This window comes from Amycolatopsis sp. NPDC004625 (assembly GCF_040609695.1).
GTDB lineage: Bacteria > Actinomycetota > Actinomycetes > Mycobacteriales > Pseudonocardiaceae > Amycolatopsis.
This window is the reverse complement of the sequence record NZ_JBEXKX010000038.1, coordinates 84,021-97,873: the sequence shown is the minus strand read 5'-3', so window position 1 is coordinate 97,873 and position 13,853 is coordinate 84,021. Positions and strand designations below refer to the sequence as shown.

The window sequence follows — 13,853 nt, the reverse complement described above, 5'->3', positions numbered from 1 at the left end:
TTCGTTCGGCGGCCGCCCGGTGCCGTACCGGCTGGTCTCCACCGCCCGGGGCGTCCAGGTCGAAGCGGACGTCACCGCGAAGTCGGGCGAACTCCGGGTGCGGCTCCGCGCAGCGTGACGGCGCGTTCGCCCCGTCGCCGCTGAGCTGGGCCGGTCAGTACCGGCTCTAGCCGGGCTCGCTGACGTGGACGGCCAGCCCGGTGCTCGCCGGCGTGACCAGGCCGGCGAGCTCGAGGATGCGCAGCGGGGGCGAGCCGGCGCGGGTGTGGACCGTCAGCGAGGTTCCGCGGGTTCGTGTCAGCGCGGCCGAGTCCAGCAGCAGGGCGATGCCGCAGCTGCTGAGGTAGGTCACGTCCGCGAGGTCGATGACGACGTCGGGGACGGCTGTGGTGTCGAGGTGGTGCAGGACGGCGGGCCGGAGGTCGTCGATCGTGGTGAGGTCGAGGGCGCCCGACACGTGCAGAACCAAGCGTCCTGGGCCGGTGTCGTCGACGAGGAGGGCGGCCGGTGCCGGGGCGGGGGCGGTGATCGGTGCGGACGCCGGTGCGGTGCCGGGTGTCGTGGTGGCGATCGTGAAGCGGACGGTGGTGCCGTGGTCGTCGTGGTCGAGGCCGAACCGCTCGGACAGCGCGGTGATGATGGCGATGCCGCGGCCGCGGTGGCCGTTGTCGGCGGGTTCGGGGCGCCATCGGCCGTTGTCGTGGACGACGACGTCGAGGTGCCCGGCCGCGGTGCGGGTGATCGTGTAGGCGGCTTCGCCGCGGTCTCCGGGGAAGGCGTGCTCGATGGAGTTGGCCACGGCTTCGCCGACGGCCAGGTTCAGGTCTTCGCGCACTTCGCGGGGCAAGCCGGCCTGGGTCGACCACCGGGCGAGGTCGTCGCGCGCCGTGCGCAGCAGCCCGGTTTCCGCGGTCGTGCGCCGGTGCAGCGGCGGCGGCATGAGCCGGACCGCGAGGACGGCGACGTCGTCGTCCTGGCCCTCGCCGAGCAGGGTGTCGGTGAGCGCGGCGACCTGGCTGTCCGGCGGTGAGGCGTGGAGCCCTCCGGCGGCCTCGCAGAGCCGCCGCAGCCCGTCGTCGATCGGCTCGCCGCGGCGCTCGACGAGCCCGTCGGTGTAGAGGAGCACCGACGCGCCGGGGGAGAGGGTGGTGGTGTGCTGTTCGTAGTGGGCCGAGCCGAAAACGCCGAGGACGCTGCCGCTGCCGGTCAGCAACCGCGGTGCGCCGTTCTCGATCACGAGGGGCGGGAGGTGGCCGGCGGTGGCCCAGGTCAGCTCGCCGGTGTCCCAGTCGAGGGTGAGGCACGAGCAGGTGGTGCCGGCCGCGCCGTCGGTGCGGGCGGCGAACGCGTCGAGCCGGTCCAGGGCCGCGGCCGGGCCGTGGCAGTCGAGCAGGCTGCCGGCCAGCGCGGTCCGCAGCTGGCCCATGACCGCGGCGGCCTGGGGTCCCTTGCCGACGACGTCGCCGACCGACAGCGCCACCCGGGAACCGCCGAGCGGGACGAGCTCGTACCAGTCGCCGCCGGTCTGGGCGTGCACGGTCGCCGGCCGGTAGCGGGCGGCCGCGGCCAGCCCGGCGAGTTCGGGCAGCTCGCGGGGGAGGAGGCTGCGCTGCAGGGTTTCGGCGATCTCGTGCTCCCGTTGCAGAAGCAGCTCGCGTTCGGCCTCGCGGCGGCGTCGTTCGGTGACGTCGCGCCCGATGGCCTGCACACCCGAGGGGGTGGCCTGGATGCTCAGCTCGACGGCGATCCCGGTGCCGTCGGCGCGGCGGACCTGGTGGATTTCGCTGACCTCCAGGACGGTGCCGGGGTCGGCGATCACCTCCCGCCAGCGGTGGTCGCCGCCGTCGTCGAGCAGTGCGGTGATCGGGGTGCCGAGCAGACGCTCGCGGGGGTAGCCGAGCAGCTCGCAGGCCGCCGGGTTGACCTCGACGAACTCGAGGTCGCGGTCGAGCACCCAGGGGGTAGCCGAGCAGCTCGCAGGCCGCCGGGTTGACCTCGACGAACTCGAGGTCGCGGTCGAGCACCCAGATCGCGTCGGTCGCGCGTTCCACCAGCAGCCGGTGGCGTTGCTCGCTGTCGCGCAAGGCGCGCAGGGCGTGGGTGCGCTGGATGGACTCCCAGCACCGGCTGACGACGAGCTCGACCAGTTCGACTTCGGCGGTGCTCCAGTGCCGGACGGTGGCCTGGTGGACGGCCATCGCGGCGGCGAACCGGCCGCCGCGCAGCAGCGGCACGCAGATCACCGCCCGGATCCCGGTGACGCGGTAGGCGTCGAGGTCGGCCGGGGCGAGCCGGTCGTCGGTCAGGCTGTCGTCGACGACCCAGGACCGGCCGGCGCGCATCGCGGTCACGCAGCCGTCGCCGAACGCGGACATGGCGAAGCGGCCGGGCAACGGCGGCAGGCCGGTGGCGTGGTCGCCGCTCATCAGGAAGTGGTCCTGATCGTCTTCGGCCTCGGCGTAGGCGCAGCGGTCGGCCTCGAGGTACTCGCCCAGGCTCTGGGCGGCGTGGATCATGATCTGCTCGGCGTCGTCGAACTCCTGCAGCCCCCGCTCGAACTCGGCGAGGAACCGCTGCCGCCCGGCTTCGGAACGTCGTTCGGAGACGTCGAAGACGACCCCGTGGACCGTGCCGTCCGGGGAAACCCGGCCGAGTTCCTGCAGCCAGACCACCCGGCCGTCCGCCGCCAGGGCGCGGTAGGTGAGCTCGTAGTCGCCGCCGCGCGCCCAGTGTTCCGCTCGGGTCCGCGCGTAGTGGTCGCGGTCGTCGGCGTGGATCACCGACAGCGCGAAGGACGGCTCGGCCAGCCACGCCTCCGGCGGATGCCCCAGCAGGGACCGGCAGCTCCCGGACACGAACGAGTACGCCCCGCTGCGGGCCTCGGCCGCCCACGCGACCACCGGCAGCCGGCCGAGGAGCTCCGGTAGGTCTGTGCTCATCGGCTGGACTCTCCCGGGACGAATGCCGCTCGGCGACCGATCCGGCGGCCGGGCCCGAGGGTACCGGCGGTCGCCCGATCGCGCTGCCGGAGTGACGAGCGCGGGTCACGGGCCGATCCGCCGCCGGGTGTCAACCTTCCGGGCCTCCCACCGCGTACTACTGGTGACGTTGATCAGTTCGAGAGCGGGTTGCGGTGACCGAGGATGAGTTCGAAGCCTTCTACGGCCGCTGGGCGGGACCGATGACCGGCCAGGTCTACCTGGTGACCGGTGATCTGCACGAGGCGCAGGACGCGGTGCAGGAGGCGTTCGTCCGGGCCTGGGACCGGCGCGACAAGCTCGACGCGGCCCGGGCCCCGGAATCCTGGGTGCGGGTGACGGCGACGCGGCTGGCGATCAGCCGCTGGCGCCGCGGACGGCGAGCGGCCGAGGCCTGGGCGAGATGGGGCCGGCAGGCCACCGCCGCGGCGGGCGGGCCGCAGCCGGGCGGGGTGGCGCTGGAGCGGGCGTTGCGGACGCTGCCGCCGCGGCAACGGCTGATCGTGGCGCTGTTCTACGTCTGCGACCTGCCGGTCGGCCAGGTCGCCGCGGAGACGGGGGTGTCGGTGGGCACGGTCAAGACCCAGTTGTCCCGTGGACGCGCCGCGCTGGCGCCGCTGCTGGGTGACCGGCCCGGGCTGCTGGAGGACCGCGATGCCTGAGAACGGCCGGTTCGACTCGCCGGCCGACCGGCGGGTGGGCGAGCTGCTCGGCCGGGCCGCCGCCGACGCCGCCCTCGCGGCCGAGCCGGTCGGCGTCGACCGGATCCGCGTCCTCGCGGCGCGCCGGCGGGGAAGGCGTGCCATCGCCGCGGTGGTGGCGGCCGTGGTGGTCTCGGCCGGGGCGATCATGGTGGTCGCCGCCTCGGGGCGGGACGAGCGGGTGCAGCCGGCCGGGCCGCCGTCGCCGTCCGCCGGGACGACGACGGTCTCGATCCCCTCGCCGGTGAGCACGACGATCACCCCCGGTTCCCGTCGATGACCTCCACCTCGACGGTCCGGGTTCCGGGGCCTGCCCGGACGGACGTCCGGTCCGCCCGCGTGCCCTGCGCCCTGGCCGCGGTCTTCGGCGTCGCCTACGCGGTCGTGTCGGTGAGCCGTTACCGCGCCTTCGGCACGATGTCCTACGACCTGGGCATCTTCGAGCAGGTGGTGCGGGCCTACGCGCACCTCGGCGCGCCGGTGGCCGACCTCAAGGGCGCCGGGTTCGTCATCTTCGGTGACCACTTCAGCCCGGTGACGGCGTTGCTGGCACCGCTGTACCGGCTGGCGCCGACGCCGGTGACGCTGCTGGTCGCGCAGTCGGCGCTGTTCGCCGTCTCCGTCGTCCCGGTGACCCGCGCGGCCGGACGGCTGCTGGGCCCGGGCCGCGGCGCGGCGACGGGTGTCGCGTATGGACTGTCCTGGGGTGTCCAGCGTGCGGCGGACTTCGACTTCCACGAGATCTGCTTCGCCGTTCCGCTCGTCGCGTGGGCGCTCGAAGCGCTGCTCTCCCGCCGGTGGCACGCCGCGCTGGCCTGGTCGTTGCCGCTCGTGCTGGTGAAAGAGGATCTGGGGCTGACCCTGGCCGTGATCGCCGGCCTGGTCGCGTGCGCGAAAGCACCACCGCGGACGCGGGCGGTGGCCGTGGGCGCGGCGGTCTTCGGGATCGTCGCCTGCTTCGTCTGCCTGCTGGTCGTCATCCCGGCGTTCAACCCCGCGGGCACCTACGGTTTCTGGTCCAAGCTGGCGGACACGGGCGCCGATCCGGCGGCCGGCACCGGTATCGCCGAACGGATCGAGACGCTGCTGTGGATCCTCGTCCCGACGACCGGGCTGCTCGCCATCCGGTCACCGCTGCTGCTCGTCGCGGTCCCCACGCTGACGTGGCGGTTCGTGTCGTTCGAGGAGCACTACTGGAGCACGGGCTGGCACTACAACGCCGTTCTCATGCCGATCGTCTTCCTCGCCTTGGCCGACGCCGTCCACCGCTCGGCGACGTCGCGGCGTCCCTGGCTGCGGTCCTACGCCGGCCAGGCGCCCGCCATGGCCGCGGCGGCCGCGGTGGCGCTCACCGTGAACCTGCCGCTGGCCAAGCTCACGCAACCGGCCACGTACGAGATCTCCGACCGGGCCCGCGTCGCGGCGGACGTGCTCGGCGTGATCCCGGACAACGCCACGGTCGAGGCCGGCATCGCACCGATCGCGCACCTCACCGGGCGGTGCCGCGTGTTCTTCATCGGCAACACCGGTTCCGTCACGCCGGACTACTTCGCCTACGAGGACACCCACCGCACGGAGCAGGCGGTGCTGGACTACGCCCGAGCCCTTCGCCCCGGCGCCGACTACGACGTGGCGGCCCACGGCGCCGGCTTCTGGGTGCTGCACCTGCGCCGGTGAGCGGCGAGCCTGCTCCGGGGGCGGTTCGCGGCGAGGCTCTTTGCTGAACCCGGCCGCCAACCTGGGCCGGCGACGCTCGGGACCGTGGCCCTCCGTGCCGCTGGCTTGGCCCCAGTCTCCTGCCGTGGCCGCGGGCGCGCCAGGGTCATCGGCCCCTGGATCACCGCGCGTTCAGGTGACGTCGGGGAGCCACCTGCGCCGAAAGTGGTGACTACGCGTAACAGGTTGAGCGGTTTCTGCGTCTAGGGGGTGTACGGCTTTGCGCCATGCTTGCGGGAAGGTGGTCGCTGATGAGCATGATTTCGGTCGGTCGGGTGCTGCCGGAGTGGGTGAGCGGGCGGGCCGGGCTGCCGCCGGTGACGATCGCGACGGTGGGCGCGTTGCTGCTCGTGTGGTCGCGCTCGGCGAGCGCCGGGTGGGTGATGACCTCGGTGGTCGTGGTGGCCGGCATCGTCGTGGTGCTGCAGCGCGCCCGCCGCCGGGTGGAGACGATCCTGCGCGAAGAACTCGACGGCTGAGCGGGCCTGGTCCGGAACTTCGCTGCCTTCGTGCCGGTGTTCGACGAACCAGGTGGCGACCTGCCGGAGTTTCGGGTTGGTCTGCCAGCTGGATTCCACCAGGCCGGCCGGGGTCCCGTTTACCCGCGAGGGAATTGGTTCTGTGCCGCCGAAGGCACACAATTCGCAGCATGACGAGGGTGTTCACTCAGCCGAAGACGGCACGACCAGCCCGGATTCGTAGGCGGCCACCACGGCCTGGGCCCGGCTGGTCACCCTCAGCTTGCCCATGATCCGCTTGACGTGGGTCTTCACCGTTTCCGCGCTGAGGGTCAGGCGTTCCGCGATTTCGGTGTTGCTCAGCCCGTACCCCACCAGGTGCAGCACCTCGGTCTCCCGGCCCGTCAGGGCACCCAGATCGGCGCTCCCGGAACCCGCCGGCCGGTGGTGACGCGCGAAACTCTCGATCAGCCGCCGGGTGATCCGGGGCGAGAGCAGCACGTCGCCGGCCGCGACGGCGTGGACCGCGGCGATGATCCGGTCGGCCGGGGTGTCCTTGAGCAGGAACCCCGCCGCTCCCTCGCGGAGGGAGGTGTACACGTACTCCGAGATGTCGAAGGTGGTCAGGATGATGATGCGGGGCGGCCGCCCGGGGGCCTGGCTCAAGATCCGCCGCGTCGCGGAGATGCCGTCGAGTTCCGGCATCCGGACGTCCATCAGGACCACGTCCGGCCGGGTGGCCGTGGCCGACGCCACCGCGTCGACGCCGTTCGCGGCCTCGGCGACCACCTCGATCCCCGGGGCGGCCTTGAGCAGACCGGCCAACCCGGCCCGGACCAGCGGCTGGTCGTCGGCGACCACGACCCGGATCGTCATGCCCCCTCCTCGATCGGCAGGCGCGCGACGACGGCGAACCCGCCTTCGGGCCGCGGACCCGCTTCGAACGTTCCGCCGTAGAGGTCCGTGCGCTCGCGCATGCCGTGAATGCCGTAGGAAGAAGGCCCGCCGCCGGACCGGGAGCCGGCCCCGTCGTCGGTGACCCTGACTTCGAGGCATCGGCGGTGGTACGCGATCTCCACCCGCGCCGCCGCGTTGCCGGCGTGCTTCAGGACGTTGGTCAGCGACTCCTGCGCGATCCGGTACGCGGAAATCGCGACGCCGGGAGGCAGCGGCCGGGGCCGGCCGGTCACCACCAGTTCGACGGCCAGGCCCGCGGCACGAACCCGGTCCACCAGGCCCGGTACCGCGTCCACGCCGGGTTGTGGCGACAGGTCGGCTTCACCGTCGTCGTCCAGACGGAGCACGTCCAGGAGCCGGCGCATCTCCTGCAGCGCTTCGCGGCTGGTTCCGTCGATGGTGGCGACCGCCGTGCGCGCGGTCCGCGGGTCGCTGTCGAACACGTAGGCCGCCAAACCGGCTTGAAGGGAGATGACCGACATATGGTGCGCGACGACGTCGTGGAGTTCCCGGGCGATCCGGACGCGTTCGTCGGCGGCCGCGCGACGGGCCCTTTCGGCCGCGCGCTGGGCCCGCTGCGCCCAGCGCTTGGTGCTTTCCCCGAGCGCCCAGGCCCCGAACAGGATCAGGGCGCTTTCGAACAGCTTGGCCAGCGTGAAGTCACTGGCCGGGTTCAGGAACGTGGGGGCGAAGCACAGCACCGAGAGCAGCCACATCACCCCGGCCGTGGGAGCCGGCCGCATGGTGGCCACGGTGAACATCCCGATCAGCAGGCCCAGGCCCGCATTGGGGAGCACCGCCGACTCCAGCGCGGAGTACACGGTCACCGCGCACACGATCACCGTCAGGACGGCGACCGGCGCGACCTGCCGCAGGGCCAGCGGGGCCACCGTCAGGACCCCGACGACGTGGACGAGCCAGCCGGCGTCCGGCCGGGCCGTCACGTTGGCGATGGTCAAGGCGACGAGGGCCGCGGTGACCAGTCCCTCGAGGTGAGGCGCGGAGAATTTGGCACGCACGTCGTCACGTTAGTCGAACGGACGGGTGTGGCGGCGGGCTTACCACCAGCGGGGTAGCGCGGAATAAGCATTTCGGCCGACGCCCGGTCGCGGGATTTTTCTTAGTGTCGGAAAACAGCGGGATCTGATCGGCTCCGAGGGGGATTCGATGGGCAACACGTGCGAGGCAGACGATTTCGTCATCGGGGAGGAGGAATGCGAATCTTCTCGCCGTCTCTTCGCCGACCTGTTTTCCCACAAGTGGTCGGCTCCGGTGGTGGACGTTCTGGAAGGCGGCCCGATCCGGTTCGGCGCCCTCCAGCGCGAACTGCGTGGCGTGAGCGCGAAGGTGCTGACCCGCACGTTGCGCCGGCTCGAGGGCCTCGGGCTCGTGGACCGGGTCGTCTACCCGGACGTGCCCCTCCGGGTCGAGTACTCGCTGACCGAACTCGGCGGGGGAGCGGCGGGGGTGCTCCGGCACACGAGGAGGTGGGCGCGGCAGAACATCGACGAGATCGTCCGCGTCGCCTCGCCGGACCGGATGCCCTAGGCGGGGGAACTCCGGCCGGCGTTCCGCTCGACCCAGCCGCGCAGCGCCGCGAGGGGCACGGCGGCGCTCTCGCCCAAATCGGTCAGCGAGTACTCCACGTGCAGCGGGACCGCCGGGTAGACGACGCGCTCCACGATTCCGTGTTCCTGCAGGCGCCGCAGGGCCTGCGTGAGGACCTTGGGGCTGACGCCCGGCAGCCGCCGGCGGAGTTCGCCGAAGCGCAGGGGCCCGGCTTCGAGTGCGCCGATGGCCAACGCCGACCACTTGCTGGCCAAGAGGTCGAGCAGCGCACGCGAAGGGCTCTGGACGTCGTAGACGTCGTGCGGGGTGTGCCGTCGTGTTTCGCGAACACTCGTCATCGGTTCTCCTCACCCTCCCGGTGCCGTTCAAGCTACGGGCGAGGGGGTGGTTACCCGCAAGGACCACAAGTTTCCGGCGGCGGAGAAAGCGCTCTCACCGCTGAGCCGCGGACGCCCCTTCCGTTGCGAGGGAAGAAAGATAGCGCTCTCCCGTGTCCGGGAACACGGTGACCACGGTTCGCCCGGCGTAGCCGGGGCGGGTGGCCAGAGTGCGGCAGGCGTGTGCGGCCGCGCCGGAGGAGATGCCGACCAGCAGACCCGCGGTGCGGGCGAGCAGCCGGGCCGCGGACCGGGCCTCTTCGTCGGAGACGGTCAGCACCTCGTCGACGCAGTCCACGTCGGTGGTCGGGGTCAGGAACCCGCCGTTGAGCCCCGGGATGTCGTGCAGGCCGCCGACGCCCTTGCTCAGCAGCGGGGACCGATCGGGTTCGACCGCCACGACCCGGAGCCCGGGGTTCTGTTCCTTGAGGTAGTGCGCGCAGCCGGTGAGGGTGCCGCCCGTGCCGTAGCCGCACACCAGGAGGTCGACCCGCCCGTCCAGGTCGGCCCAGATCTCCGGCCCGGTGGTCGTGTAGTGCGCCCGCACGTTGTCGGGGTTCTCGTGCTGGCGGACGTACCAGGAATCCGGGCGCTCGTGGTGGATCTTCTCCGCGAGCGCGACGGCGGCCGCGTACCCCTCCCGGTACGGCGAGAGCACGACCTCCGCCCCGAACGACCGCAGTACGTGGACGCGTTCCGCGGTCACGTCGTCCGGCAGCACGATCACGCACTCGTAGCCGCGCACCGCGCACAGGGCGGCCAGCGCGATCCCGGTGTTGCCGGAGGACGCTTCCACGACCGTGCTGACGCCGCGGCGCAGCTCGCCGCGGCGTTCGGCCCCTTCGATCATGGCCAGGGCTGTGCGGTCCTTGACGCTCGCCAGCGGGTTGACCGACTCCAGCTTGGCGTAGGTGGTCGTCACGGCGGCGGGGCCGAAGTCGAGCCGCACGAGCGGGGTGCCGCCGATCAGGTCGGCGAACGACGCGGCCGGTGGCCGCCTGGTCCGGTCGGTCATGATTCCTCCGTGTCACCAGGTCGGGAAAATGCGGACGATCGCTTCGGGGTGGCGGATGTCGCGGCTTCCGAGGGCCGCGACGGGGCCCAGGACGCGGGAGCGCGCCGGCACGTCGCGGATGACCAGGGCCTGAGCGCCGATCACGCTGTCGTGGCCGACGGTGATCGGGCCCAGCACGGTCGAGTTCGCGCCCAGGACCACGCGGTCGCCGATCGCCGGGTGCCGGCGTGCTTCCCCGGCGTGCCACCAGCCGGTCGAGCCGAGCGTGACCTGCTGGAAAAGGGTGACGTCGTCGCCGATCACCGCGGTTTCCCCGATGACCACACCGGCGCCGTGGTCGATGAAGAACCCGCGGCCGATCCGCGCACCGGGGTGGATCTCGATGCCGCCGCTCAGCACCCGCGCGAAGTTGGACAGCACCCGGGCCGTGCGGCGCAGCCCGCGCCGGTACAACCGGTGCGCCACCCGGTAGGCCCAGATCGCGGGCAACGCGGGGTGGAGCAGTGCTTCGGAGGGCGAGCCGATCGACGGATCCCGCTCGAGGACCACGCGCAGGTCGTCGGCGGCGGCCCGCCACCAGCGGGCCGCGCTCACCGGACCTCCCCGGGCACGCGGATCCGGTTTTCGGCGTAGGCCACCCCGGCCAGCAGCACCAGCCCCCCGGCGAGCATCGGCCAGGTGATCGGCTCGCCGAACAGGGCCGTGCTGATCACGGCGGCGAAGACCGGCTCGAGGTAGTTGACGGCCGACGCGGTGGTCGCCCCGACCTCGCCGATGAGCCGGAACAACTGCACGTAGCCCAGCCCGGTGCAGAGCAGGCCGAGGAGCACCAGACCGATCGTGACCCGCACCGTGAGCTCCGGTGGCGCACCGCCGGAGAACAGCGCGGCGGGCGCTTGGAGCAGCGTGGCCACGCACAACTGACCGGCGATCAGGGGGACGGGAGCGAGCCCGAGGGGCCAGAGGTACCGGCGCATGTAGGCGAAGTACGCCGCGTAGCACAAGGCGGCCCCGAGGCAGGCGAGCTGGCCGCCCAGGGATCCGAGCGGCCGGCCCCACGGGTCGAGCACGACCACGAGCCCGAGGAAGCCGAGCACGAGACCGATCGCCTTGCGCCGGGTGGCCGGCTCGGTGCGCGCCACGACCGCGGCCAGGACCAGGGTGAGCAGCGGGGTGCTGCCCACCAGGACGCCCGCCAGCGCGGCGTCGGTGGTGCGCTCGCCGTAGGACAACAGCGTGAACGGCAGGACGTTGCCCAGCGCCGCGGCCACGACCAGGTGACCCCACACGCGGCCGAAGTGCGGCAGGCCGGTTCCGCGCAGCCCGGCGATCGCCAGCAGGACCACCGCGCCGAGCACCAGCCGGCCGAACACGAGCTGGGCGGGGGTCAGCCCCGCCAAGGCCAGCTTGACCATCGGGAAGCTCAGGCCCCCCAACACGGCCACCAGCAGGAACCGCAGCATCGACCGGGTGCGCACGGCGGCCTGTCGCGCCTTCACAGCTCGAAGCCCGTCGGGAACGGGTCGGCCGGATCGCGGAGGAACTGGGCCGTCCCGGTCAGCCAGGCCCGGCCGGTGATCCGGGGGAGCACCGCGAGGTGGCCGCCGATCCGGCGCTCGGCGACCACACTCCCGTGGAAGCTGGTGCCGATGATCGACTCGTTGCGCACCTGCGCGCCGATCTCGAGCTTTCCGCGGGCACGCAGCTGCGCCAGGCGCGCCGCGGTCCCGGTCCCGCACGGGGAGCGGTCGAGCACGCCGGGGGCGATGACCATCGCGTGCCGCGAGTGCCGCGCCGTCCCGCCGGGCGCGGCGAGGTAGACGTGGTCGCACCCGGCGATCGCGGGATCACCGGGGTGCACCGGGCGGCCGGTGGCGTTGACCTCGGCCATGACGGCGACCCCGGTGTCGATGATCCGCTGCCGCGCAACGCGTTCGAACGGAACACCGAGGTCGGCGAGGTCGGCGACGGCGAAGATGTTGCCGCCGTAGACGATGTCGCAGCGCACGCTGCCGATCCCGGCGACCGTTACCTCCCGATCGAGTTCCAGCACGAACGACGGCACGCCGTCGAACGTCACCGAGCGTGCGGCACCGGCGGTGACGGCGACCTCGGCCACGACGAGGCCGGCCGGGGTGTCGAGCCGCACCGTCGTCGTGGGTTCGGTCACCTCGACCAGCCCCGTTTCCACGAGCACGGTGGCGACCCCGATCGAGCCGTGGCCGCACATCGGCACCCAGCCGGCCCGTTCGAGGTAGAGCACCCCGGCGTCGGCGTCCGGCACCGTCGGGGGCTGCAGGATCGCCGCGACCATCGCCGCGTGCCCCCGCGGTTCGCGCACCAGGAGGTTCCGCAGGTCGTCGAGGTGTTCGCCGGCGTACCGGCGACGCTCGGCCATGGTCGCGCCCGGGAGCGTTCCGACTCCGCCGACCACCACCCGCGTGGGCATGCCTTCGGTGTGCGACTCGACGGTGTGCACGAACCTGTCCGACCGCATGGCCGTCCCCCTTCGCTGTGGGTTCAAACGCCGGTGGTGCCGCCGTCGAGGTGGAGTGCCGTGCCGGTGGCGTACGTGGTGGGGGCGACGAGGTACAGGACCGCCACCGCGACCTCGTCGGCGCTCGCCAGCCGCTTCAACGGCACCCGGGCGATCGTCGCGTCGTACGCGGCGCGGGCATCGCCCTCGGCCTCGAACTCCGCGGCGAGCATCGGGGTCTCGACCGGCCCGGGGCAGATCGCGTTCACCCGGACGCCGGGCGCGAGCTCGGCCGCGAGGGCGCGGGTGAGCCCCAGTACCCCGGCTTTCGAGGCGCAGTAAGCAATGTAGGCGGGCATCCCGATCACCGCGAGCTCGGAGCCGACGGTGACGATGTCCCCGGTGACACCCGCCCGCCGCATCCGGAGGCCGGCCTCGCGGGCGACGTGGAACGTCCCCGACAGGTTGACGTCGAGGGTGTGCCGCCACCGTTCGGGAGTGAGCTCGGCCAAGTGCGCCGGCTGCGAAACCCCCGCCGAGGTGACGACCAGGTCCGGTACGCCCCAGGCCGCCTCCACGCGATCGAAGGCGGCCGCCACCCGGGTTTCGTCGGCCACGTCGGCCGGCAGCTGCAGGGACTCGCCGGGCAGCGTCGTCGCGGTCCCGGCCAGCGCGGCCGGCGTGCGGGCCAGCAACGCGACCCGGGCACCCGCGGCCGACAGCGCCCGGGCGGCCGCCGCGCCGATGCCGGAGGAGGCGCCGGTCACCACGGCCACGCGGTTCGCGAGCGGCTGCGCCGTCACGCTTCGGCGGCCGCGGCGTGCAGGGGCGTCAGGGGTGTGAAGTCGCGGGCGGCCAGCCAGTCGGGCCGGGTGCTGCGACCGAGGTCGATCCGGTTTTCGACGCTGTTGTAGGTGATCAGCACCAGGCCGCGGTCGACGGCGGAGATGTTCGGCACCGACGCGTGCGGGATGTTGGCGTCGAACCAGAGCACGGATCCGCGCGGGCCCTTGGGCGCGGCCAGGCCGTTGCGCGTGATCAGTTCCCGCATCGTGTCGACGTCGATCGAGTACTTGAGGCTCGCGGTGAGCGTGGTGGCCCAGCCTTCGCCGTCGGCTTCGGCGTCGATTTCGCCACGGCCGTGTCCACCCGGGACGAACGTCAGCGGCCCGTTGAACTCGGTCACCTCGTCGAGGAAGACGGCGGCGGTCAGCGCCCGCGGCGCGGGCATCCCGTCCTCGTGGTGCCAGAACGTGTAGTCCTGGTGCCATTCCCAGACCTCGCCCTTGAAGGCGCGCTTGGCGTTGATCTTGAACTGGTGGACGTAGACCGGGCCCCGCAGCAGTTGTTCGGCGATCGGCAGCAGCCGGTCCGAGCGGACGAGCCGGCCGAACTCGTCCGCGTGCAGGTGACTGCCGTGCACGCCGCGGGGCACGTCGGTGTTCGCCTCGACCGTGACGCGTTCGCCGCCGCCGGCGAACTCCTGCTCCGCGCCGGCCTTGATCAGCCGGATCTCCTCCTCGTCGAAAACCCGTTCCTGAACCAGGAATCCTCGTGCCCGGTATTCCTCGACCTGGGCCGGGGAGAGCTTGACGTCCGCGGTCAT

15 protein-coding genes and 1 pseudogene are annotated in these 13,853 nt (G+C 72.7%); 5 read left to right on the top strand and 11 right to left on the bottom strand.

Going from position 1 to position 13,853, the window contains the following annotated elements; all coding sequences use genetic code 11:
* Positions 1-166: 166 nt before the first annotated feature.
* Both ABZW17_RS34015 and ABZW17_RS34010 read right to left on the bottom strand, forming a co-directional pair.
* Positions 167-1,954: a SpoIIE family protein phosphatase gene (locus ABZW17_RS34015; RefSeq protein WP_354823335.1), complete on the bottom strand. Its 1,788-nt coding sequence runs from the start codon at positions 1,952-1,954 to the stop codon at positions 167-169.
* Between the two features lie 82 nt (positions 1,955-2,036).
* Positions 2,037-2,939 (bottom strand): annotated as a pseudogene (locus ABZW17_RS34010) (GAF domain-containing protein); the annotation flags it as partial.
* Positions 2,940-3,133: 194 nt separating this feature from the next.
* On the opposite strand from ABZW17_RS34010, the gene ABZW17_RS34005 reads away from it, so the two are divergent.
* The 4 genes from ABZW17_RS34005 (at position 3,134) to ABZW17_RS33990 (ending at position 5,874) form a co-directional block, all read left to right on the top strand.
* Positions 3,134-3,640: a SigE family RNA polymerase sigma factor gene (locus ABZW17_RS34005; protein ID WP_354823333.1), complete on the top strand. Its 507-nt coding sequence runs from the start codon at positions 3,134-3,136 to the stop codon at positions 3,638-3,640.
* The gene (locus tag ABZW17_RS34000) at positions 3,633-3,959 is read left to right on the top strand and encodes a hypothetical protein (protein WP_354823331.1); all 327 of its coding nucleotides are present in this window, start codon (positions 3,633-3,635) and stop codon (positions 3,957-3,959) included. The genes ABZW17_RS34005 and ABZW17_RS34000 overlap by 8 nt, the downstream gene beginning before the upstream one ends.
* Positions 3,956-5,356, top strand: coding sequence for a DUF2079 domain-containing protein (locus ABZW17_RS33995; protein WP_354823329.1), 1,401 nt, complete (start codon positions 3,956-3,958; stop codon positions 5,354-5,356). The genes ABZW17_RS34000 and ABZW17_RS33995 overlap by 4 nt, the downstream gene beginning before the upstream one ends.
* Before the next feature lie 290 nt (positions 5,357-5,646).
* Entirely contained in the window at positions 5,647-5,874 is a 228-nt protein-coding gene (locus tag ABZW17_RS33990; protein ID WP_354823327.1) for a hypothetical protein, read from the top strand.
* Positions 5,875-6,057: 183 nt separating this feature from the next.
* Here ABZW17_RS33990 and ABZW17_RS33985 read toward each other — a convergent pair whose 3' ends face one another.
* Together ABZW17_RS33985 and ABZW17_RS33980 are read right to left on the bottom strand one after the other, a co-directional pair.
* Positions 6,058-6,729: a response regulator transcription factor gene (locus ABZW17_RS33985; protein ID WP_354823325.1), complete on the bottom strand. Its 672-nt coding sequence runs from the start codon at positions 6,727-6,729 to the stop codon at positions 6,058-6,060.
* Positions 6,726-7,829 carry a histidine kinase gene (locus ABZW17_RS33980; RefSeq protein ID WP_354823323.1) on the bottom strand — a complete coding sequence of 368 codons (1,104 nt, stop codon included), beginning with the start codon at positions 7,827-7,829 and terminating at the stop codon, positions 6,726-6,728. The genes ABZW17_RS33985 and ABZW17_RS33980 overlap by 4 nt, the downstream gene beginning before the upstream one ends.
* 148 nt (positions 7,830-7,977) lie before the next feature.
* Between ABZW17_RS33980 and ABZW17_RS33975 the strand changes: the two genes are divergently transcribed.
* Positions 7,978-8,358: a helix-turn-helix domain-containing protein gene (locus ABZW17_RS33975; protein ID WP_354823321.1), complete on the top strand. Its 381-nt coding sequence runs from the start codon at positions 7,978-7,980 to the stop codon at positions 8,356-8,358.
* On the opposite strand, the gene ABZW17_RS33970 is transcribed toward ABZW17_RS33975, so the two are convergent.
* The 7 genes from ABZW17_RS33970 to ABZW17_RS33940 all read right to left on the bottom strand — a co-directional run bounded on the left by ABZW17_RS33970 (position 8,355) and on the right by ABZW17_RS33940 (position 13,853).
* Entirely contained in the window at positions 8,355-8,717 is a 363-nt protein-coding gene (locus tag ABZW17_RS33970) for a helix-turn-helix domain-containing protein (protein ID WP_354823319.1), read from the bottom strand. The two genes, ABZW17_RS33975 and ABZW17_RS33970, sit on opposite strands and share 4 nt — an antisense overlap.
* 94 nt (positions 8,718-8,811) lie before the next feature.
* Positions 8,812-9,771 carry a cysteine synthase family protein gene (locus ABZW17_RS33965; protein ID WP_354823317.1) on the bottom strand — a complete coding sequence of 320 codons (960 nt, stop codon included), beginning with the start codon at positions 9,769-9,771 and terminating at the stop codon, positions 8,812-8,814.
* Positions 9,772-9,783: 12 nt separating this feature from the next.
* A complete protein-coding gene (gene epsC, locus ABZW17_RS33960) occupies positions 9,784-10,365 on the bottom strand; it encodes a serine O-acetyltransferase EpsC (RefSeq protein WP_354823315.1) in 582 nt (193 codons plus the stop codon).
* Positions 10,362-11,270, bottom strand: a complete 909-nt coding sequence (locus ABZW17_RS33955; protein WP_354823313.1) for a DMT family transporter — start codon at positions 11,268-11,270, stop codon at positions 10,362-10,364. The genes epsC and ABZW17_RS33955 overlap by 4 nt, the downstream gene beginning before the upstream one ends.
* A complete protein-coding gene (locus ABZW17_RS33950; RefSeq protein WP_354823311.1) occupies positions 11,267-12,268 on the bottom strand; it encodes a proline racemase family protein in 1,002 nt (333 codons plus the stop codon). Before ABZW17_RS33950 ends, ABZW17_RS33955 begins: the two co-directional genes overlap by 4 nt.
* 23 nt (positions 12,269-12,291) lie before the next feature.
* Complete coding sequence (locus tag ABZW17_RS33945; RefSeq protein ID WP_354823309.1) at positions 12,292-13,050, bottom strand: SDR family oxidoreductase; 759 nt, start codon at positions 13,048-13,050, stop codon at positions 12,292-12,294.
* A complete protein-coding gene (locus ABZW17_RS33940) occupies positions 13,047-13,853 on the bottom strand; it encodes a phytanoyl-CoA dioxygenase family protein (RefSeq protein ID WP_354823307.1) in 807 nt (268 codons plus the stop codon). The genes ABZW17_RS33945 and ABZW17_RS33940 overlap by 4 nt, the downstream gene beginning before the upstream one ends.